We start from the raw sequence: 20,465 nt of genomic DNA, 5'->3' as shown, positions 1-20,465 counted from the left end.
ATTCGTACGGTCGTGTCATGGCGATCGCAACGAGGAGCCCGGGGCTCCGGCTCGGTCCGCTCTTCGTCGAGAAGAGCTGCTCCGGTCACGCGATGCAGGCGTTGACGGCCGCGGTGTCGGCCGACGAAGGGGCTACAGCGGTGGCGGTCCCGCATCGCGGCCACCTCATCCCGCTCGGACGGCCGCAGGTGTGGGAGTGGCTTCTCGAGGAGCTGACCGACCACCCGCTCGTCTTCACGAGCCGCACCCCATGATCAGTGGGGCGGGCATGCCGGCTTCCCTGTTGCCCGTGCTCGCCCCGCTCTCCAGCGCACCGCGCACAGGACTGGCCGGAACGTCGCTAGAGAATGCCGATCTGGGATTCGTAGTCCTTGCGGATCTTGGTGAGGATGTCGATCGTCTTGCTCGGCGCCGGAGCCGCGACGCACAGGGCTTCCATCGCGGACGTGTACTGGTCGAGCTCCTCGGGTTTGTCCAGGTAGAGCGAGCTGTCCAGATGCTCGATGTAGACCTTGTTCGGGAGGTCCTCTTCCGGGAACCGGAGGATCGAGAACGCGCCGGCGCTCGCGGCGTGACCGCCGAGCGCGAACGGAACGACCTGCAGCGTCACGTTCGGCATCTGCGACTTTTCGATCAGTTTGTCGAGCTGGTCCATGATGCACTGGACGCCGCCGATCGGCCGCCGGAGCGCTGCCTCGTCGACGACGGCCCACAGCCGGACCGGATCGGGCCGCGTCAGGATCTCCTGACGGCTCAGCCGGAGCCGCAGACGGCGGTCGATCTCCTCCGACGGTACAACGCCGCGCCCGAGCTGGATGACCGCGCGAATGTATTCGGCCGTCTGCAACAGGCCTGGAACGAACTGCAGTTCGTAGACGCGGATGATCTGCGCGGCGGCTTCGAGGTCGATGTAGCTGTGGAACCAGTTCGGCAGTACGTCGCCGTACCGATGCCACCAGCCGGGGTTGTTCGCCTGGCGGGCGAGCTCGAGCAGCCGCTCACGCTCTTCGTCGTCGTCCAGCCCGTAAAGAGTGAGGAGGTCGCTGACGTCGCGCTCGCGCAGGCCGACGCGGCCCAGCTCCATCCGGCTGATCTTCGACTCCGAGGACCGGATCTCCCAGCCGGCGTCGGAGCGGCTGATGCCTGCCGCCATCCGCATCCGCCACAGGTGCCCTCCGAGCACCATCCGCAGCGCGGTCGGTCCGCTTTGCGCGCCCGACACGGTCACACCCACCTCCAAGCGGCCCCAGCATTGCCCATCACAACCTCACCCGCAGGTGCACATCATCGCACGTCGGTGCACCGAACTGCCGAAGTTCGGACGAATGAGTCTTCGGATCCGTCCCCGACGATCGCAGAGCGTAAGCATAGTCGGTCAAGGGTCGTCCGGTTTGTCAAGACATTTGAAGCGCCCTGCGGTACGACGAACACCGTTCGAGGGCCTCGATCCGGCCCGAATCAGGCGTACGGGGCGCGAAACTGGTCTCGAATTGGAAAACGTGCGGATGCACGTGCATCGGGCGCTTGCATTCGTAACGTGCTGACGCCATGATTGCTTCATGCACAGAAGGTGAGCTGGATCATGCGATACGTGACATCGCGTGAGCCGGCAGGCCGGTCCTACAGAGCGCCGACGGCCCCCCGTTGGCATGACTGGTTGGGGAACCCGAGTCGATGAACGACAGCGACAGTGAAGTGGCGGCACGCACCGGCGGAACGGCTGGTGGCGGCGCGCCCGAGGAGCTGACGGAACGGGAGATCCGGGACCTGGTCGCGCGCTGCCCCGAGCAGCAGCGCTGGGCCTTCGAGGGCTGGTTGCGCGGTGTCCGTCAGCTCGACGGAGACCCGATCGTGAGCCTGGCCCCATGACCACTGAGACCAACGGAGGAGGACGGAAGATGGTACGGATCTGGCTGGGCGATCATCTGATTGCCGAGTACGCCGCCGAGCCGGACCGCGCCTCGCGGTACCAGCGGGTGATGACCCCGAAGTTCACCGGATTGCGAATCACTGTTGACAATTCGGCCACCGGGAAGGCCTCCGAGCTGCCGAGCGAGCAGCTCTGGCCGCTCACCGTCCAGTAAGTCCGTACCTGCCCCTCAGGCACGCCAGGGCCGACTCTCGCCGGAGAGTCGGCCCTGACGTTTGTACGGCATCCTGGCGGCCCTGAGGCCTCTTATATGGGGACCGTTCCGCGGGGCTGCTCATCGGCCGGCTGTGCGCACACGTGAAAGGGCCCCTTCGTCACTCGCCTGGCGAAGGGGCCCTTGCTTTCGGTACTGCGGGTCGTGCCGGTACTACCTGGTACTGCGTGGTACTGCTCAGATCAGGTCGTCGAACTCGCCGTCCTGAACGCCACCGAGAAACGCTTCCATCTCGGCCTTGGTGAACACCAGAGCGGGACCGTCGGTGAAGCGTGAGTTACGCACCGCGGTGCTGCCGTCCGGCAGCTTTGCTACCTCGACGCAGTTGCCGTTCGGGCCGCTGCGCTGGCTCTTCTTCCAGCTGAGGCTGCTGTCGGAATCGCCCGGCATGCCGTTGTAGATCTGGCTCATGAGGCTGCACCTCTCGTATGCGACTGCAGATGCACGTGCATTTGGCCTTGCATCTGCATCGTACACACTTTTGGGTCGTGTGTCCGCACCCTTACTTCTTGTGATCGTGATGGGCTGAAACGAGCGTTCGATCGACCGATCCGACAGCGGTCGGTGACGAATCGGGCTTCGGAACGGCGCATGCATGAGATCCGCGCAGCTGGGTACGTGTTCCGGTGCAGGCATGACCGTGGTTCAGCGAAGTGCCACGCCGTGACAAGACAGTCGCGAGGTCATACCAATGGTTACGAACACGATGGAGCGGGCTTCGGCCCGGTACGGCGCCCCGACCGATCGGGCCGCTCGTGAGACAGCTACCCGGGAACTGATGGAACGCCGGGCGGCAAGCACCGCCGAGGACGAACGCCAGGAACTCCTCGAACAGGTCGTCGAACTCAACCTGGAGATGGCCCAGGGCATCGCGCGCCGCTTCCGCGGCCGGGGCGCCGAGGCCGACGACCTCGAACAGGTCGCCTACCTGGGGCTGGTCAAGGCCGCGCACCACTACCGGCTGGAGGCCGAGACCCCGTTCATCGGGTTCGCGATCCCGACCATCCGGGGCGAGGTCAAGCGGTACTTCCGCGACTGCGCCTGGACGGTGCGGATCCCGCGCCGGCTGCAGGAGATGCAGGGCACGATCGCGAACAAGCTCCCGGAGCTCGAGCAGGAGCTGAACCGTGAACCGACACCGGCCGAGCTGGCCGAACACCTCGAGGTCGAGGTCACCGAGGTCGAGCAGGCGCTCGCGGCGAAGGGCTGCTTCAACGTCCTGTCGCTCGACCGTCCGGCCGAGGCGGACGCCGAGCTGACGCTCGCGGACGTGGTCGCGGACGACGACGATGCCACGATCGACCAGCTGGAGACGGTCGAGATGCTGGAACCGGTACTCGCCGACCTCGGCGAGCGCGACCGCCGGATCCTGCAACTGCGCTTCGTCGAAGGCTGGACCCAGTCCGAGATCGGCGAGGACATCGGCGTCAGCCAGATGCAGGTGTCCCGGGTACTGCGCCGGATCCTGGACGAGCTGCGGGACAAGCTCGTACCCGAACAGCAGGCTGCGTAGGACCGCCAGGCCATCACAATCGTCGCCCGCGGGCGCGTCCGAGCGCGGCGCGCCCCGGGAGCGGGTGATTGTGATGGCCTGGGCGCCCTCGCGACTCGCTGGTTGCCGATCTCACTCCGCGTGCCGGGGGAGCGGCACAATGGGGGTGGACGAGGGGATGAGTCGTTGTTGCTGGCCTTGCGGATGTTCCGGACCGTGCCTGCGGATGCGGTCGCGGTACTTCGTGCGTATCCGCCGATGGTTGTGTGCTTCGCCGCCGCGCTGACCGGTACGGCGCTGGTGTTCGACGTGTTCTACCTCGTCGCCAGTCCCGGGCTCACGCTTGCACTTGTCTATACAGTGCCGGTGCTTGCCGGTTTGATCGCCGGGTTGGTTGCCGCGGCCGACGATGTCGGGCTGGAGCGTCGGGTGCTGCTCCGGACGGTCGGCCTGGCCGTTGCCCTTGGCATCACCAATGCGATCGTGGTGGCGATGGTCGCGGCGATGTTCCGGACGGGGCCGTCGAACTGGGCGGCCGGTGGGCAGGCGGTGCTGTTCGCTGCGTGCTCGGTGTTCGCGGTGGCGCTCTCGATCGTTGCCTGCCGCAAGCTGATAGATGCACTCGGCATCGAGCTCCGGACTCGACTTCCGCACCGCCGCCGCCCACGCAGCCCGATCGCCGCACCCGCGGTCTCGGCCCCGCGCCCGCGGGTCAGCAAGGAGTCGGCCGCCCGCGCCGAGCCGCCCCCACCGCCCCCGCCCGCGCCGGCGCCCGACGAGGACACCGTCCCCGTCTTCGTCCCCCCACCCCCGAAGATCGTCGACCTCGACGAGGCCCGCCCCGTCACGTCCTCCTCCGGCGCCACCCCCACCCCCCGTTCCCGCCGCACCCCCCGCCGCCCCAACAAACCAGGCCGCCGCCCAGGCGCCTGACCACCACGCCTGACACCAGCTGACGGTGGCACAGCTCTTACAACACGCGGCGATCGCAGTCGTGGTGTTGGTGGGTGGTTGACCCTGGTGGGGGTGAATATCTTGCTAACTGCCAGAGCCTGGAGGTCGGATGAGTGGGGACGAGTTCTTGTCGCGGGAGCAGAAGGCGGCTTTGGAGGCCATTCATGGGGATCGAGGGGATCCGGGGGAGGACTTCGAGGTTGAGGATGGGCGGGGTGGGCGGGTTCGGGTTGAGCCGACACAGGATTTGCGGCGTCGGCTTGGGGGTCGGCGGGGTAAGGGTGGGGCTTCGCGGTGACTGTTTGAGCGGGCGCGGCTCGGAGCTGGGAGACTGTCGGGCGTGTGGGATCTGATCGTGGTGGGGGCGGGGCCGGCGGGAGCTGCGGCGGCGTTGGGGGCGTTGGCGGCGGACCCTGGCTTGTCTGTGTTGTTGCTGGACAGGCACGACTTCCCCAGGGACAAGGCGTGTGGTGACGGGATCGCCCCGCATGTGCTCGATCTGCTGGCCGGGGTCGGTGTGACCGGGATTCTCGACGACTGGACGCCGGTACGGCGGTTCGTGCTGACGCGGGGGGCTGTGGGCGTCGACCGGGAGTTGTCGCGGCCGACGTGGGTGGTGCCGCGGACGGTGTTCGATCGTCGGCTGGTGGAGGCGGCGCAGGCGGCGGGTGCGCAGTTCGTCCGGCGGCGCGTGCGCGGGCTGGCGGTCGGCCGCGCGTCGGTCTCGGTGGATGACCTCGACGCGCGGTTCGTCGTCGGCGCCGACGGTGCGCATTCCGTCGTACGGCGGGAGCTCGGGCTGAAGGCGGGGCCGGTCGCGCTGGCGATCCGTGGGTATGCGCCGACGCCGGAGGCCCGGACGGCGAGTCAGGTGATCGCGTACGGACCGGGTCGGCAGCCGTCGTACGCGTGGTCCTTCGACCGCGGTGACGGCTGGTCGAACGTCGGGTACGGCGAACTGCTGGCCGGCACCCGCCCGACCCGCTCCGACCTGATGCGGAACCTGGAAGACCTGCTGCCCGGCGCGACCGACGGCGGCACGTCGTGGTGGGGGCACCACCTGCCGCTGGCCGGCTGGAAGTGGCGGCCGCAGCGTGGTCCGGTACTGCTCGCGGGTGACGCGGCCGGGTTGATCAACCCGATGACCGGCGAGGGCATCTACTACGCGGTCGCCACCGGTCTGCTCGCCGGCCGTTCGATCGCGGACGCGCTCCGGGCGGGCTCGTCGGACGCGGGTACGCCGTACCGTCGCCGCACCGCCAAGCTGCTCGCCCGGCATCTGCGGGACACCGCGCTGGTCGCCCAGCTGAGCCGGTCGGACCGCATCCTCGACGCCGGGATCCGCGCCGCGGCCGGCGATCAGGCGATCTTCGACGACCTGGTCGAGCTAGGCCTCGCGGAGGGCGGCCTCACGCGCCGGCTGCTCGCCACCATCCTGCCCTGAGTTCTTCGCCGCGTACTCCAGTACGCCGGTCACCCGCTCCACAGGCCACCCCAGTACGTCGGCGACCGCGCCGGCGTCCAGCTGGGCGACCGCGAGCACGGCGAGGCAGTCCTGGAAGCCGGCCCCGCCGGACATGTCCTCGCTGAGCCGGTCGAAGAAGGCGGCCATGTGCGAGAGCCGCTGCCCGGCCGGGGTGTCCGGGCCGAGCAGGTCGATCCCTTCGGCCGCGGTCTCCGCCCAGTTGTGGTTGGTCCGCGCGCTCACCTCCCACGCCTTCAGCCAGACGTCGTCGGCGATCACGTAGTGCTGCAGCCGGCGGACCGGGTCGGGCTCGCGGTGCACCATGCCGACCTGCTCGAGGTACCCGATGGCCTTCGAGATCGACGCCGGGCTGACCCGCAGCTCCCGGACGAGCTCTGCCGCGGTCAACGTGCGCGCGTCCGACGTATAGAGCAGCGCCAGCACCCGCGACGCCATCCGCGGCAACCCGCCCTCCACCATCATCGCGGCGAACCGCTCGACGTAGGCCCGCCGCGGATCGACGGTCCGCGCGGCTCCCACGACGGACGCCGTACGCCGACGGCGCGCACGGGACGCGGTCGCGTAGTGCGCATGATCCGCCCGGTACCCGCCCGCGCCGCCGTTGCGGGCGACCTCCCGGCTGATCGTCGACGTCGGCCGGTCGAGTCGCCGGGCGATCTCGGCGTACCCGAGCCCGCTCGCCAGGCCGTCCGCGATCTCCAGCCGGTCCTGATGGCTGAGCCTGCCTCCCGGCATCGCCGACCTCCCGCGCATTCACCATCAGCTCATTGCAACGAATTGCGTTCCTCGTCATCCTCATTGCACAGAATGCCCTATTTGCAAGGGAAATGCGAGGGCAGTCAATCGCAGCATGATTGCCGACAGAGTGAACGCAACCTACCGTCAGCATCATGGTGATGACAGTTGACGGCCTGCGGATGCGGTACGGCGACACCGACGTCCTGCACGACGTGTCCTTCACGGCCCACCCCGGCGAGGTGCTCGCGCTGCTCGGCCCGAACGGCGCCGGCAAGAGCACCACGATCGAGATCCTCGAAGGCTTCCGGCTCCGCTCGGCCGGGACGGTCGACGTGCTCGGCGCCGACCCCGCCACCGCCGGCGAACGCTGGCGTTCCCGGATCGGCATCGTGCTGCAGTCCTGGCGCGACCACGGCAACTGGCGGGTGCGCGAACTCCTCCAGCACCTCGGCTCGTACTACGCGCCGTACCGCGAACCCTGGCCGGCCGCCGAACTGCTCGCCGCCGTCGGGCTGAGCGCGCACGCGGACCAGAAGCTCCGGACGCTCTCCGGAGGTCAGCGCCGCCGGCTGGACGTCGCCATCGGAATCGTTGGGCGACCCGACGTTCTGTTCCTCGACGAGCCGACGACCGGGTTCGACCCGGAGGCCCGTTCGGAGTTCCATGAACTGGTCCGCGGGCTCGCGGCCGAGCAAGGTACGACGGTACTGCTCACCACGCACGACCTCGACGAGGCGAGCAAGCTCGCACACCGGATCCTGGTGCTCGCCGCGGGCCGCATCATCGCGTCCGGTACGGTCCCCGAGCTGACCCGGCTGATCGCCGGCGAGGACGAGGTGGGCTGGACGGTCGACGGTCAACGGTTCCGCAAGTCGACGGCCGATGGGACCGCGTTCGTCCGCGAGCTGTTCGGGACGTACGGCGATGCGCTCGGCGAGCTCGAAGTACGCCGGGCGACGCTCGAAGACACGTATCTCGCACTCGTCCGGGAGCAGGCATGAAACGCGGGTGGCAGCGTGGACTGATCGAGCTGCGGCAGTCCTTCACCAATGGTCCCGAGCTGGTCAGCCACTTCCTGTGGCCGGTGCTGATGCTGGTTGCACTGTTCTTTCTGCGGCATCGCGACTTCGGTGCGACCGGCTTTCAGCTGGGCGCGCTCGCGTTGCCGAGCATCCTCGGGATGAACGCCGCGATGGGGATGGTCAGCATGAGCCAGTTGCTCACTGCGGACCGCGAGGACGGCACGCTGCTGCGGGCGAAGGCGATACCGAACGGTATGTCGGCGTACCTGATCGGCAAGGTGGTCTCGGTGGCCGGTGGGCTGGTTGTCGACCTGGCGATCCTGCTGGTCCCGGGTCTGTTGCTGGTTGGTGGGATCGCGGTCGGGGCGGCGCATTGGTTCACGTTGGTGTGGGTGCTGCTGCTCGGGCTGCTGGCGACGTTGCCGATTGGTGCGGTGCTCGGGTCGGTGTTCACCACGGCGCGGTCGCAGGGGCTGATCCAGCTGCCGATGCTCGGGCTGATCGCGATCTCCGGCATCTTCTACCCGATCACCGCGCTGCCGGGCTGGCTGGCGTGGATCGGGCAGCTGACGCCGGTGTACTGGATGGGGCTGGGGATGCGGTCCGCCCTGCTGCCGTCGGAGGCGGTGGCGATCGAGGTCGGCCGGTCGTGGCGGCATCTGGAGACTGTCGGCGTACTCGGTCTGTGGGCGGCTGCTGGTTTGTTGCTCGCTCCCGTCGTGCTGCGGCGGATGGCGCGGCGTGAATCCGGCTCGAAGGTCGCGGAGCGTCGCGAAAAGGCGCTCCGTCGGGTCGCATGATGGAGCCATGGACGAGATGCAGGCATGGGCGGTCGCGCAACCTGGTCCCATCGACGGCGGGCCACTCCAGCAGGTACGTCGTACCGTGCCGGAGCCGGCGGCTGGAGAGCTGCTGGTCGAGGTCGAGGCGTGCGGCATCTGCCGGACGGACTTACACCTCGCGGAGGGCGATCTTCCGCGCAAGCACCCAGGAGTCATCCCCGGCCACCAAGCAGTCGGCCGGGTGGTGGCCAACGGGCGGGGGGCCGTACCTCGTTTTGGAGTTGGGGAGCGGGTGGGGGTTGCGTGGTTGCGGGGGACTTGTGGAGTGTGCGCGTTTTGTCGTGGCGGATCCGAGAACCTCTGTCCTCGGTCGGCGTATACGGGCTGGGATGCCGACGGTGGGTTCGCGCAGTACGCCGTGGTGCCGCAGGAGTTCGCGTACGCGCTGCCGGACGACCGGCCCGCGGCGGAGCTTGCGCCGTTCCTGTGTGCGGGGATCATCGGCTACCGCTCGCTGCTCCGGGCCAACCTGCCGCCCGGCGGCCGGCTCGGGATCTACGGGTTCGGGTCCAGCGCGCACCTGACCGCGCAGCTCGCCACCGCGCAGGGCGCCGAGCTGTTCGTGATGACCCGCGGTGAACGCAACCGTGCGCTGGCCCGGGAGCTCGGCGCGGTGTTCGTCGGGGAGACGGCGGACCGTCCGCCGGTACCGCTCGACTCGGCGATCGTGTTCGCGCCGGCGGGCGACGTGGTCCCGTACGCGCTCGAAGCCGTCCGCCCGGGTGGGACGGTCGCGGTCGCCGGCATCTACCTGTCCGACGTACCGGCGCTCGACTACGAGCGGCACCTCTTCCACGAGCGCGACCTGCGGAGCGTCACCTCGAACACCCGGCGGGACGGCGAGGAGCTGTTCCGGCTGGTCGCGCGGCTCCCGGTCACCGCGCACGTCACGACGGTCCCGTTCGGCGCCGTCGACCGAGCGCTCGCGGACGTCGCCCACGGGCGCGCGAGCGGCTCGCTGGTCGCCGTACTCGACGGCTGAAGGACGGCTGAAATCGGGTGAACCGGTCTGCACCAGGGTGCGTTAGAACTGGGTGAAGATTCCACCAGCGGGTCCTGCCGAACTTCAGCAGTGGCTGCTAGCTGCGTTAGATTTGATCAAATCTTACCGAGCTGCCAGGGAGTGAACGTGCGGATATGGGATCTGACCCACCACTCGTGGTCGGTCCTGGAGCACGCCGGCAGCAGAGAGGGCGGCAGGTGCTGAGCAAGCTCCTCGGCGCGGTGGGTGCAGTCCTGCTGATCGTCGGGGTGGTGCTCGCCGTTCGCCCGGTCCACGCGGGCGGCGACGCCTGCGGCTCGGTCTTCCAGCCCGACGAGGGCATCACGCCGATGCAGTGCGACGCCCGGCTCAGCAGCCGCGGCACGCTGGCCGCGGGCTTCGGCGTCGGCGGCCTCGCGCTCGGCATCACGACCTTCGCCCTCACCACGATCCGCGACCGCCGGACGCGCGCGCTCTCTTGACCTTGACGTAGTGTCAAGGCGCAGGGTGGGTGCATGTTCACCATCGGGGACTTCGCCGCGTTCGGCCAGGTGTCCGCGCGGACCCTGCGGCACTACGACGCGCTCGGGCTGTTGCGCCCGGCCAAGGTCGACGAGACGACCGGCTACCGCTTCTACACGGCCGAGCAGTTCAGCCGGCTGAACCGGATCGTCGCGCTCAAGGGCCTCGGCTTCAGCCTGGAGCAGGTGCGGGAGATCGTCGACGCGAAGCTCTCCGCCGAGGAACTGCGCGGCATGCTCCGGCTGCGGCAGGCGCAGCTCGAGGACGAGTTGGCCCGCGGCGCGAGCCGGCTGGCGAGTGTCGAGACGAGGCTCCGGCTGATCGAGAAGGAGGGCCACATGCCCACCGAGGACGTCGTACTGAAACGCATCGCCCCGGTCCGGGTCGCCGAGCTGTCCGCGATCGCGCCGAGCTACGAGGGCGAGGACATCGGGCCGGTGATCCAGCCGTTGTTCGGGCAGCTCTTCGACCGGCTGTACAGGGCCGGGGTCGACCCGGCCGGTTCGCCGATCGCGTACTACGAGGACGCTGACGGCGACACGATCCGCGTCCACGCCGCCGTACCGGTGGCTGCCGATCCGGGCGACGTGGACGTGCTCGAGCTACCGGAGCTGACGCAGGCCGCCACCATCGTCCACCAGGGCGACATGATGGAGGCGGAGCGCAGCATGCAGACGCTGGCGCGGTGGATCCAGGACAACGGCTACCGCAGTCACGGGTACGCGCGCGAGGTCACGCTGCAGTTCGACCCCGGCAACCCCGCGAACTGGGTACACGAGTTCCAGATCCAGGTCACAGCTCCAGGCTGACCGTCGCGAACGAGTGCGGCGGCAGCGTCACCCGGATCCCGCGCGGATCCGGTGCGATCGTGAGCGGGACCGGCGCCACCGTGTCCGGAGCGGCAGCGGTGTTGTGCGTCTGCGGGGTCGATGCCGTCAGCAACCGTCCGGTCGGCTCCACCGGATCCGCTCCGCGCAGGTCGAGGACGACGTCCAGCGCGGCCTCCGGATCGAGATTGCTCAACGACACCAGGCCCCGCCCGTCCTTGACCGACGCGGACGCCGACACCAGGTCCATCGCCGTACCGTCGAGATCGTGGGTGCGACCCTCGACCACGTGCACCGGTACGGCGGCGGCGTCGTGGTGCCCCTTGTTCATCTCGAAAACGTGGTACGTCGGGGTCCGGACGAGCGCGCCGCTGTCGTCGGTGAGCAGCATCGCCTGCAGCACGTTCACGGTCTGCGCGATGTTCGCCATCACCAGCCGCTCCGAGTGCCGGTGGAACACGTCGAAGTGCAGGCTCGCCACCAGCGCGTCACGCATCGCGTTCTGCTGGTACAGGAACCCCGGGTTCGTCCCCGGCTCGACGTCCCACCACGTACCCCACTCGTCGAGCACGAGGCCGATCTTGCGCTCCGGGTCGTACGCGTCCATCAGCGCGGAGTGCGCCTTGATGACACGTTCGATGCCGTGCGCCTTCTGGATCGTCCGGTAGTAGTCGTCGAGGCCGAAGTCGGTCGCGCTGCCCTTGTGCTCCCACGTGCCCGCGACCGTGTAGTAGTGGAACGAGATCGCCTGGAAGATGTTCTTCGGGTCGCGCCCGCAGCCGAGACAGCTGACCGCCTTGAGCAGCGCCTCGGTCCAGGCGAGGTCGTCGTCCGCCGCGCCGGCCGCGATCCGGTACAGCTTGTTGTCGCCGTGGTCCTTCAGGAACGTCGCGTACCGGCGGGCGAGGTCGGCGTACGCTTCGGCGCGCAGGTTGCCGCCGCAGCCCCAGGCCTCGTTGCCGATGCCCCAGAACGGCACCTGCCACGGCTCGTCCCGCCCGTTCGCCTTACGCTGCCGCACCATCGGGCTGTCGCCCTCGCGGGTCAGGTACTCGACCCACTCGCTCATCTCGCGGACGGTGCCGCTGCCGACGTTCCCGTTCACGTACGGCGCGGCACCGAGCAGCTCGCACAACGCCATGAACTCGTGGGTGCCGAAGTGGTTGTTCTCCTCGACGTTGCCCCAGTGCGTGTTCACCATCGACGGCCGGTCCGCCTTCGGGCCGATGCCGTCCTTCCAGTGGTACTCGTCCGCGAAGCACCCGCCCGGCCAGCGCAGGTTCGGGATGTCCAGCGCCCGGAGCGCCTCGACCACATCACTGCGGATACCGCCGACGTTGGGGATCGGGGAGTCCTCGCCGACGTAGAACCCGCCGTAGATGCACCGCCCGAGGTGCTCGGCGAAGTGCCCGTACAGGTGCCGGCTGATGGTCGGCCCGGGGACGTCGAGGTCGACGACGACGCGTGCTTCAGGCATTGAGCCCTCCGTTGTCTTTAGAGTGGTCCGCATGGCAAAGCCGTCGAGCGTGGTGACCATGGCCGATGTGGCGCGGTTCGCCGGGGTCTCGACGATGACGGTGTCGAACGTGATCAACGGCCGCCCGCGCGTCGGTCCGGAGACCCGCGAGCGGGTGCTGGCCGCGATCGGTGAGCTCGGGTACCAGGTCAACCTGGCCGCCCGGCACCTGCGCGCCGGGCGCACCGGCGTGGTCGGTCTCGCCGTACCGGAGCTGGAACGCCCGTACTTCGCGCAGCTCGCCGGCCGGCTGGCGGATCGCTTCGAGGCGCACGACCTGCGGATCGTCACCGAGCGGACCGGCGCCAGCCGCGAGGGCGAACTGGAGGCGGTCGCCTTCTCCCGGCTGCGGATGTACGACGGGCTGATCCTGAGCGTGGTCGACATCGACCCGGCCGAGCTCGGCCAGCTGCGCACCGACGCGCCGGTGGTGATGATCGGCGAACGCGCGCTGCCGTCCCGCTTCGACCACGTGATGATGGACAACGTCGACGGCGCCCGGCAGGCCGTCGCGCACCTGCTCGCGACCGGCGCGCGCCGGATCGCGATGATCGGCGGCGACCCGGGCGGTACCGCGACCATGCCCGCGCTCCGCGCCGAGGGGTATGCGATCGCGCACGCCGAGGCCGGCGTACCGGTCGATCCGGAGCTGAACACCCGCTGCTCGTTCGGCCTGCGGGACGGGTACGACGCGATCCGCGGGCTGCGTGACCGGGGTGTCGCGTTCGACGCGGTGTTCGCGCTGACCGACGTGGTCGCGATGGGGGCGATGCGGGCGCTCGCCGACGCCGGGCTGCGGGTCCCGGACGACGTCCAGGTGGTCGGCTTCGACGACATCGACGAGTCGGCGTACCTGGTCCCCGCGCTGTCCACGGTCGATCCGGGGCACGAGGCGATGGCAGACGCGATCACGTCGCTGCTGACCGCCCAGCTCGCCGGGTCCGCGGGTGCCGATCCGCAGGAAGTCGTCGTACCGGCGCGGCTCGTCCTCCGCGGCACCACGAGATGAGTTCGGCACGCAGTAGGTATATCGATAAACAACCGGATCGGGCAAGGCCTCAGGCCCTGCCCGATCCGGGTTTCACGCCGCCAGCAGCCCGGCGATCTCGGTGAGTTGCTCGTCCCGCAACGGTCCGTGCGTCATCGCGGCGGCGTTCTCCTCCGCCTGCACGACCGTTCGGAAGCCGGGGATCGGGATCGTCCGCGGGCTCCGCGCCCACAGCCATCCGAGCGCGCCTTGCGCGAGGGTCCGCCCGTCGCTCTGCAGGATGTCGCGGATCGCGGACACCTTCTCCCACCACTCCGGCGCCGGTACGCCGCCTTCGCCGAAGTACCGCAGCCAGGACGGCGGACGGGTGCGGATGTCCGCGCCGGTGGCCGGCCGGTTCGCGTCCCGGCGGCCGAGCAGGCCCATGCCGAGCGGGGTGCGGTTGATGCTCGCCAGGTCCTCGCGTTCGCACAGCGCGAAGAACTCCGGGGCGTCGTGCAGCACGCTCGCCTCGTGCTGGACCGCCGCACAGTGCTTGCCCTGGGCAAACAGCTCGGCGCTGTGCGGGGTGTCGGTGCTCCACGCGTACGCCCGGATCAGCCCTTCGCGGACCAGCTCCTCGCAGGCCTCGCGGAGTGGCAGCGCGATCTCGTCGGTGGTGTCGAAGTGCAGCTGGTACAGGTCGAGGTAATCGGTCCCGAGTCGCTCCAGCGAGGCCCGGACGGCTTTGGATACGTATTCAGGGCTGGTGTCCTGGTGGTGCATGATCCGCGTCGACTCGTCGAACGTGTTGCCCCACTTGGTCGCGATCACCACCTGGTCCCGGATCCCGGCCAGTGCCCGGCCGAGGACCCGCTCGCTGTGGCCGGCGCCGTACACGTCCGCGGTGTCGAAGAACGTGACGCCGAGCTCGACCGCCCGGCGGATCGCCCGGACCGACTCCGCGTCGTCGACCTCGCCCCAGCCCAGCGGCTCGCCGGCCGGGTTCGCGAACGGCCCACCGATCGCCCAGCAGCCGAATCCGAGCGGGCTGACCTCGATTCCTGAACGTCCCAACGTGCGCATCTCCATGCGTCAAGCCAACAGGTGCCGCGGTCGATCCGTCCAATGAATCTTCTGGACACTGTTGATGCGCCTGGCGTATGTAACGAAACCGAGGGCTTTACCTACCAAGCACTGTTAGGTAACCTTCCTAACAATTCTGCTCCGCGCCCCCGGAGGTATCTCATGAGACTGCGCCTGCTCGCGCTGGTGCTCCCCGTCGGACTGCTCGCCGCCCTCGGTGCGGCCGCCGCCGACGCCCGAACCACGGCCGACGCCCTGCTCTCGCAGGGCAAACCGGTCATCGCCTCGACCGTCGAGGACGACACCCTCACCGCCGCGAAGGCCGTCGACGGCAGTACGACGACCCGCTGGGCGAGCGTCGAAGGCGCCGACCCGCAGTGGCTGCGCGTCGACCTCGGCCAGGCGTCGTCGGTCAACCGCGTCAAGCTGAACTGGGAGGCCGCGTACGCGAAGGCGTACCGGATCGAGGTCTCCGACGACGGCACGAACTTCCGCACCGTCAAGGAGGTTGCTGACGGCAACGGTGCTACCGACGACCTGACCGGACTCCAGGGCCACGGCCGGTACGTCCGGCTGGTCGGCACCCAGCGGGCCACGTCGTACGGCTATTCGCTCTGGGAGATCGAGGTGTACGGCGTCACCGACTCCACCGGCGACACCCAGGCGCCGACGGTCCCGACCGGCCTGAAGAGTACGGCGACCACCGCGACATCGGTCGCGCTCGGCTGGACCGCCTCGACCGACAACGTCGGTGTGAGCCAGTACGACGTACTGCGGGACGGGAAGGTGGTCGCGTCGACGCCGGGTACGACGTACAACGACACCGGGCTGACGGCGGACACGGCGTACAGGTACTCGGTGCGGGCCCGCGACCTGGCCGGGAACGCGTCGGCGGAGAGTACGGCGATCACGGTCACGACGAGCGCCGGCGGGACCGGTGGGTTCGTGCTCGCGGCGGCCGGCGACATCGCGGACCGCTGCACCGCGTCGGACTCGAGCTGCGTCCACCCGAAAACCGCGAAACTCGTCGAGGCGATGAACCCCGCCGCGGTGATCACGATGGGCGACAACCAGTACGACGACGCGCATCTGTCGGACTTCCAGAAGTACTACGCGAAGACGTGGGGGAAGTTCAAGAACATCACGCACCCGATCCCGGGCAACCACGAGACCTACGACAACACGCCGTACGAGGGCTATCACCAGTACTTCGGCTCGATCGCGACGCCGCAGGGGAAGAACTACTACAGCTGGGAGATGGGCAACTGGCACTTCGTCGCGCTCGACTCCAACGACTTCGTCAAGGAGGAAGGGCTCAAGGAGCCGGCACAGCTCACCTGGCTGAAGCAGGACCTCGCGAAGAACACCAAGGGCTGCATCGCGGCGTACTACCACCACCCGCGCTTCAGCTCCGGTGACCACGGCGACAACCCGGACGCCGACCCGCTGTGGAAGACGCTCGTCGCGGCCAAGACCGACCTGATCCTGAACGGCCACGACCACCACTACGAACGGTTCTACCCGCAGGACGCCGCCGGCAAGAAGGACGCGAGCGGGCCGGTGCAGATCATCGGCGGGATGGGCGGCGCGCCGCTGTACCCGATCAAGGCCGCGCATCCGGCGACCGCCAAGCTGCTCTCGGACTTCGGTGTGCTGAAGCTGTCGATGACCGACACCACGTTCGCCACGCAGCTGATCGGCCTGGACGGCAAGGTCCTGGACAGCAGCCCGACGTACAGCTGCCACTGATGTACCTCGCGTCCGTCGGCCCGCTCCGGACACCGCTGCGGAGGGTTCCTGGGAATGTCGTTGCGTTGGGCATCGTCAGCCTGGTGACCGACATCTCCGCCGAGATGGTGACCGCGATCCTGCCGCTGTACCTGGTCTTCGGGCTCGGGCTGAACCCACTGCAGTTCGGCCTCCTCGACGGCCTGTACGCCGGAGCAACCGCAGTACTGCGGCTGGTCGGCGGACACGTGGCCGACCGCTGGCGACGGCTCAAAGCCGTCGCCGGCATCGGCTACGCGCTCTCCGCCGTCTCCAAACTCGGCTTCCTCGCCGCCGGCTCCACCGTCCCCGCCATCGGCGCCGTCCTGGCCGTCGACCGCGCAGGCAAAGGCATCCGCACCGCTCCCCGCGACGCGTTGATCTCGCTCAGCAGTACCCCCGCCACCCAAGGCCGCGCGTTCGGCGTCCACCGAGCCCTCGACACCGTCGGCGCCTTCCTCGGCCCGCTGGTCGCCACGCTCGTCCTCTGGACCAGCCTCAACAACTACAACGCAGTCTTCGTCACCAGCTTCGCCCTAGCGTCCTGCGCCGTCATCCTCCTCACCAGCTTCGTCCGAGACCAAGCTCCGCCCGCTCCCGTCAAGGTGAGTCTGCCGGTCTTCGGGCTCTTGAAAGATGGTGACTTTCGCAGGTGTTGTGTGTGGGCGGCCGCGCTCGGGTTGTTCACGATTACCGACTCGTTCGTGTATCTGGCCGTGCAGCGGCGGTGGGACATCGGGACGAATCTGTTCCCGCTGCTGCCGTTGGGGACGGCCGGGACGTTCCTGCTGCTGGCGATTCCGCTCGGGCGGTTGGGGGATCGGATCGGGCGGTGGAAGGTGTTCCTCGGCGGACACCTCGCGCTGATCCTCGCGCTCCTGCTCGTCTGCGGTCCGGTCGGCGCCTGGTGGCTCGTCCTTCCGCTCCACGGCGCCTTCTACGCGGCCACGGACGGCGTACTGCCGGCCGCGGTCGGCCCGCTTCTCCCGGAGCACCTGCGCGCCAGCGGGCTCGCCGTACTGCAGACCGGTCAGGCGCTGGCCCGGATGGCCGCGGCCGTCGGGGTCGGGCTGCTCTGGACGCTGTGGGACCTCCGCCCCGCTCTCCTCGCGATCGCCGGCGCCCTGCTCGTCGTCACGATCGCCGCCGCGGTCTTCAAACCCCTGGAGGTACGCCGATGACCCGCCGCCTGCTCGGCACCGCGATCGGCATCCTCGCCCTGCTCGCCGGCGCGATCGTGTACGTCGCCCACGCCCGGACCGGCGGCGCCGTCGAGAACGCCGTACCGGTCGTCACGGGGCAACCGATCCGGCTCGACGGGCACACGCTGTTCTTCCGGAACCTCGCGGCCGGACCCGACACGGGCAAGCTCGCCGCCGTACCGCTCGCCGATCCGTCCGCGGCGCGCCGCGTCGGGGACCTGCACTGCGACCGCTTCGCCGCGGCGCACGGTACGGCGATCTGCCTGCGCCTGAAGCCGTCCTCGCTCCCCGCGGAGACCGAGCTGATCGTACTGGACGCGAACCTGCACGAGCGCCATCGCGACACCCTCCCCGGTACGCCGAGCCGCGCCCGCGTCTCGCCGGACGGGAGGATCGTGAACTGGACGATGTTCGTCACCGGCGACTCGTACGCCGCCACCGGCTTCTCCACCCGCACCGGCCTGTACGAGGTGCCGACCGGCCGGCTGGTGAAGACCGTCGAGGAACTGGCCGTCTTCGTGAACGGCAAGCGGTACTTCGCCTCGGACGTGAACTACTGGGGCATCACGTTCGGCGCCGACGGCAACCGTTTCTACGTGACGATGGCGAGCAAGGGGAAGACGTACCTGATCGAGGCCGACTACCGCGCGTACCGTGGGACCGCGATCGCCGAGAACGTCGAGTGCCCGTCGCTGTCACCCGACGGCCGGCGGATCGCGTACAAACAGAAGGTCGGCAACGGGATCTGGCGTCTCGCGGTCCTCGATCTCGCCACCCGCCGGATCACGCACCCGGCGGAGACCCGCTCGATCGACGACCAGCCGGTCTGGCAGGGCAACAACACCCTGCTCTACCCGGTCCGCAACCCCGACAACACCACCGACCTCTGGTCCACCGGCCTCACCACACCCCCCAAGCTCCTGATCCCCCAAGCCACCACCCCATCCCTCAGCTGAACCGGGTGGTGGTTATCCGTTGTTCGGTATGCCGGTTGCGCGCGCCGCGAGCGCCCGGTTCATCGCGTCGAACTGCGGCTTGATCGTGTTCTTCAGCCACGACTGGGTGAACGGGACGGCCGCGCCGGTGAACTTCTCCTCCTGCACCAGGCGCGTGCGGCCGCCGGGGAGCGGTGTCAGGTGGAACGAGTGCTCGCCGTCGAAGATCGCGCCCGGCGGGACCTTGCCGATCCAGCGGAGTTCCCGGTTCGGGACGACCGCGAGCAGCGTCGGGTCGAACGTGGTCTCACTGCCCTTGGTGTCGCGGAGCACGTTGACGATGGTGCCGCCGACCTTCAGGTCGCCGGTCGACGAGGTGATGAACGGGTTCCAGTCCGGGTACGCCTGGCGGTCGGTGAGCACCTGCCAGACCCGCTCCGGCGAGGCGTCGATGTCGAGCTCGGTGCGCAGGACGAACGGTCGCGCGACCGTGAACACCGTCCAGCCGGCGAGCACCACCACAACGATGCCGAGGGCAACGAGGATCTTCTTCATGACTGCTCCGGTCCGAGGGTGCTGAGCACCAGCGCCCTCACATAGGCGGGATCGATCGGCTCGCCGGTGACGAGGAGCCGGTAGTACAGCGCGCCGACCAGCTGGTCGACGATGATGCGCGGATCGGCGTGCGCGGGCATCAGCCCGTCCGCCTGCGCCTGCTCGATGGCCGCGGAGACGGCGGCGTGCCGGTGCGCCCAGAGCGCGCGGACGCCGACACCGACCCGCGGCTCGCGGGCGGCCGCGGCGACCAGGTCGGCGACCAGCGTGGTCGGGATCGCGTCCAGCGCGGCGGCGATCCCGGCGACGAACTCGGCCAGGTCGTTCCGCGGGTCGCCGCTCGGGTCGAACGGGACCGCGCTGGTCAGCTCGGTGATCATCGCCATCACCAGCTCGGCCTTGCTCGGCCAGCGCCGGTAGATCGTGGTCTTCGCGACCCCGGCCCGCTCGGCGACCCGGTCGACCGACATCCCGTCGTACCCCCGCGCCCGCATCTCGGTCATCGCGGCCTCCAGCACCCGCGCCTCGACCCCCGCGTCCCGCGGCCGTCCGCGCCCGACCATCTGCGTCTCCTTTATCGCTACTGCGGTTTCGAAAAGAACCGTAGCAGGAATTACGCAACGGCGGTAGCGGAAATAAACGCTGCCAGTGGTTGTCAGGTTTCGCTGGCAGGTTGGGGTGGTGACTTCGCGCCCCCGGTTGCTGCTGCCGGCAACGTTCATCACGTCCCTCGGAAACAACATCCAGCTCCTCGGCAGCAGTAGGCGCCAAGCGCACATCATTCGTCCCGCCGAAGGCCTCCGTGCCCGCCAACCAGCTCCCGTCGGGCCGTATGCCTGCTGGGGTTGGGCCGTTGGTGGTCTTGTTTGGGCAGGGGTTGGTGGTGGTGACGGTTTTCAATGCTTTGATGCCGGTGCTTGTGGTGGGGGAGTGGCATCGAGGAGCGGGTGTGTTGGGGGTGACGGACGCGCTGGGTGGGGTTGGGTTCTTGTTGGCGGCGGCTGTCTATCGGTGGTCGGGGAAGTGGTTGGGGGATATGCGGCTGGCGGTCGGTGGGTTTGTGGTGTGTAGCGGGCTGCTGGTGTTGCAGCCGCTCTTCGGCGTGCCGGCATTGATGGGGCTGGTGTTGCTCGGGGCGTTCCTGTTCGGGCAGTCGCGGATTGCTACCCGGTCGTTGCTGATGACATCGGTCGACGAGGAACGTGTCGGGCATGCGTTTGGTGTAGCCAACGGATTCGGGCTTGCGGCGACGGTGGTGGTGATGCTGATCGCGTCGGTTGTCACGGGACATTCCGACACCCGGTACGGATTCGCGGTGCTGGCTGTGATCGGGGTGTTGTCGGCGGCGGTGGCCGCCGTCTGGATGCGTACCGCCCGTCGGCCGGCAGTAAAAATAACAGCACTTATATAAGTACTGTTATGATCCTC

The 20,465-nt window shown here is 69.0% G+C and carries 23 protein-coding genes; 16 read left to right on the top strand and 7 right to left on the bottom strand.

Going from position 1 to position 20,465, the window contains the following annotated elements; all coding sequences use genetic code 11:
- Positions 1-17: 17 nt before the first annotated feature.
- Entirely contained in the window at positions 18-254 is a 237-nt protein-coding gene (locus ACXJJ3_RS12500; protein ID WP_458170165.1) for a hypothetical protein, read from the top strand.
- A gap of 86 nt (positions 255-340) precedes the next feature.
- Here the strand turns inward: ACXJJ3_RS12500 and ACXJJ3_RS12495 are convergent, their stop codons facing one another.
- Positions 341-1,228, bottom strand: a complete 888-nt coding sequence (locus tag ACXJJ3_RS12495) for a helix-turn-helix domain-containing protein (RefSeq protein WP_458170164.1) — start codon at positions 1,226-1,228, stop codon at positions 341-343.
- Positions 1,229-1,674: 446 nt separating this feature from the next.
- Here ACXJJ3_RS12495 and ACXJJ3_RS12490 point away from each other — a divergent pair, with 446 nt between their 5' ends.
- The gene (locus ACXJJ3_RS12490) at positions 1,675-1,869 is read left to right on the top strand and encodes a hypothetical protein (protein WP_458170163.1); all 195 of its coding nucleotides are present in this window, start codon (positions 1,675-1,677) and stop codon (positions 1,867-1,869) included.
- The gene (locus ACXJJ3_RS12485) at positions 1,866-2,084 is read left to right on the top strand and encodes a hypothetical protein (RefSeq protein WP_458170162.1); all 219 of its coding nucleotides are present in this window, start codon (positions 1,866-1,868) and stop codon (positions 2,082-2,084) included. Before ACXJJ3_RS12490 ends, ACXJJ3_RS12485 begins: the two co-directional genes overlap by 4 nt.
- 237 nt (positions 2,085-2,321) lie before the next feature.
- Here ACXJJ3_RS12485 and ACXJJ3_RS12480 read toward each other — a convergent pair whose 3' ends face one another.
- Entirely contained in the window at positions 2,322-2,555 is a 234-nt protein-coding gene (locus tag ACXJJ3_RS12480) for a DUF397 domain-containing protein (protein ID WP_458170161.1), read from the bottom strand.
- Between the two features lie 280 nt (positions 2,556-2,835).
- Here ACXJJ3_RS12480 and ACXJJ3_RS12475 point away from each other — a divergent pair, with 280 nt between their 5' ends.
- The 3 genes from ACXJJ3_RS12475 (at position 2,836) to ACXJJ3_RS12465 (ending at position 6,034) form a co-directional block, all read left to right on the top strand.
- Positions 2,836-3,657, top strand: coding sequence for a SigB/SigF/SigG family RNA polymerase sigma factor (locus ACXJJ3_RS12475; RefSeq protein ID WP_458170160.1), 822 nt, complete (start codon positions 2,836-2,838; stop codon positions 3,655-3,657).
- 165 nt (positions 3,658-3,822) lie between these two features.
- Positions 3,823-4,569, top strand: coding sequence for a hypothetical protein (locus tag ACXJJ3_RS12470; RefSeq protein ID WP_458170159.1), 747 nt, complete (start codon positions 3,823-3,825; stop codon positions 4,567-4,569).
- A gap of 361 nt (positions 4,570-4,930) precedes the next feature.
- Positions 4,931-6,034, top strand: a complete 1,104-nt coding sequence (locus ACXJJ3_RS12465; RefSeq protein WP_458170158.1) for an NAD(P)/FAD-dependent oxidoreductase — start codon at positions 4,931-4,933, stop codon at positions 6,032-6,034.
- On the opposite strand, the gene ACXJJ3_RS12460 is transcribed toward ACXJJ3_RS12465, so the two are convergent.
- Positions 5,978-6,811 (bottom strand): helix-turn-helix domain-containing protein, encoded by an 834-nt coding sequence (locus ACXJJ3_RS12460; protein ID WP_458170157.1) that lies wholly within the window; start codon positions 6,809-6,811, stop codon positions 5,978-5,980. The genes ACXJJ3_RS12465 and ACXJJ3_RS12460 overlap by 57 nt on opposite strands.
- A gap of 155 nt (positions 6,812-6,966) precedes the next feature.
- Here ACXJJ3_RS12460 and ACXJJ3_RS12455 point away from each other — a divergent pair, with 155 nt between their 5' ends.
- The 5 genes from ACXJJ3_RS12455 to ACXJJ3_RS12435 all read left to right on the top strand — a co-directional run bounded on the left by ACXJJ3_RS12455 (position 6,967) and on the right by ACXJJ3_RS12435 (position 10,991).
- The gene (locus ACXJJ3_RS12455) at positions 6,967-7,815 is read left to right on the top strand and encodes an ABC transporter ATP-binding protein (protein WP_458170156.1); all 849 of its coding nucleotides are present in this window, start codon (positions 6,967-6,969) and stop codon (positions 7,813-7,815) included.
- On the top strand, positions 7,812-8,636 hold the full coding sequence (locus ACXJJ3_RS12450; protein WP_458170155.1) for an ABC transporter permease: 825 nt from the start codon (positions 7,812-7,814) through the stop codon (positions 8,634-8,636). Before ACXJJ3_RS12455 ends, ACXJJ3_RS12450 begins: the two co-directional genes overlap by 4 nt.
- 7 nt (positions 8,637-8,643) lie before the next feature.
- The gene (locus tag ACXJJ3_RS12445; RefSeq protein WP_458170154.1) at positions 8,644-9,660 is read left to right on the top strand and encodes a zinc-dependent alcohol dehydrogenase family protein; all 1,017 of its coding nucleotides are present in this window, start codon (positions 8,644-8,646) and stop codon (positions 9,658-9,660) included.
- A gap of 218 nt (positions 9,661-9,878) precedes the next feature.
- Positions 9,879-10,142, top strand: coding sequence for a hypothetical protein (locus ACXJJ3_RS12440; RefSeq protein WP_458170153.1), 264 nt, complete (start codon positions 9,879-9,881; stop codon positions 10,140-10,142).
- Positions 10,143-10,175: 33 nt separating this feature from the next.
- On the top strand, positions 10,176-10,991 hold the full coding sequence (locus ACXJJ3_RS12435; protein ID WP_458170152.1) for a MerR family transcriptional regulator: 816 nt from the start codon (positions 10,176-10,178) through the stop codon (positions 10,989-10,991).
- Here ACXJJ3_RS12435 and ACXJJ3_RS12430 read toward each other — a convergent pair.
- On the bottom strand, positions 10,975-12,486 hold the full coding sequence (locus ACXJJ3_RS12430) for an alpha-N-arabinofuranosidase (protein ID WP_458170151.1): 1,512 nt from the start codon (positions 12,484-12,486) through the stop codon (positions 10,975-10,977). The two genes, ACXJJ3_RS12435 and ACXJJ3_RS12430, sit on opposite strands and share 17 nt — an antisense overlap.
- Positions 12,487-12,517: 31 nt before the next feature.
- On the opposite strand from ACXJJ3_RS12430, the gene ACXJJ3_RS12425 reads away from it, so the two are divergent.
- Positions 12,518-13,534, top strand: coding sequence for a LacI family DNA-binding transcriptional regulator (locus ACXJJ3_RS12425; protein WP_458170150.1), 1,017 nt, complete (start codon positions 12,518-12,520; stop codon positions 13,532-13,534).
- Between the two features lie 72 nt (positions 13,535-13,606).
- On the opposite strand, the gene ACXJJ3_RS12420 is transcribed toward ACXJJ3_RS12425, so the two are convergent.
- The gene (locus ACXJJ3_RS12420; protein WP_458171884.1) at positions 13,607-14,578 is read right to left on the bottom strand and encodes an aldo/keto reductase; all 972 of its coding nucleotides are present in this window, start codon (positions 14,576-14,578) and stop codon (positions 13,607-13,609) included.
- Between the two features lie 162 nt (positions 14,579-14,740).
- On the opposite strand from ACXJJ3_RS12420, the gene ACXJJ3_RS12415 reads away from it, so the two are divergent.
- From ACXJJ3_RS12415 to ACXJJ3_RS12405, 3 genes are read left to right on the top strand one after another with little or no spacing between them, the layout of a single operon-like run.
- A complete protein-coding gene (locus ACXJJ3_RS12415; RefSeq protein WP_458170149.1) occupies positions 14,741-16,327 on the top strand; it encodes a discoidin domain-containing protein in 1,587 nt (528 codons plus the stop codon).
- Positions 16,327-17,526 (top strand): MFS transporter, encoded by a 1,200-nt coding sequence (locus ACXJJ3_RS12410; RefSeq protein ID WP_458170148.1) that lies wholly within the window; start codon positions 16,327-16,329, stop codon positions 17,524-17,526. The genes ACXJJ3_RS12415 and ACXJJ3_RS12410 overlap by 1 nt, the downstream gene beginning before the upstream one ends.
- Positions 17,523-18,503 (top strand): TolB family protein, encoded by a 981-nt coding sequence (locus ACXJJ3_RS12405; RefSeq protein WP_458170147.1) that lies wholly within the window; start codon positions 17,523-17,525, stop codon positions 18,501-18,503. The genes ACXJJ3_RS12410 and ACXJJ3_RS12405 overlap by 4 nt, the downstream gene beginning before the upstream one ends.
- A gap of 12 nt (positions 18,504-18,515) precedes the next feature.
- Here the strand turns inward: ACXJJ3_RS12405 and ACXJJ3_RS12400 are convergent, their stop codons facing one another.
- Together ACXJJ3_RS12400 and ACXJJ3_RS12395 are read right to left on the bottom strand one after the other, a co-directional pair.
- Positions 18,516-19,037 (bottom strand): SRPBCC family protein, encoded by a 522-nt coding sequence (locus ACXJJ3_RS12400; RefSeq protein WP_458170146.1) that lies wholly within the window; start codon positions 19,035-19,037, stop codon positions 18,516-18,518.
- Positions 19,034-19,600: a TetR/AcrR family transcriptional regulator gene (locus ACXJJ3_RS12395; RefSeq protein WP_458170145.1), complete on the bottom strand. Its 567-nt coding sequence runs from the start codon at positions 19,598-19,600 to the stop codon at positions 19,034-19,036. Before ACXJJ3_RS12395 ends, ACXJJ3_RS12400 begins: the two co-directional genes overlap by 4 nt.
- A gap of 290 nt (positions 19,601-19,890) precedes the next feature.
- On the opposite strand from ACXJJ3_RS12395, the gene ACXJJ3_RS12390 reads away from it, so the two are divergent.
- A complete protein-coding gene (locus tag ACXJJ3_RS12390) occupies positions 19,891-20,448 on the top strand; it encodes a hypothetical protein (RefSeq protein ID WP_458170144.1) in 558 nt (185 codons plus the stop codon).
- The last annotated feature ends 17 nt before the right edge of the window (positions 20,449-20,465 follow it).

The sequence above is a fragment of the Kribbella sp. WER1 genome (assembly GCF_054189145.1).
This window is presented reverse-complemented; position numbering and strand designations above follow the sequence as displayed.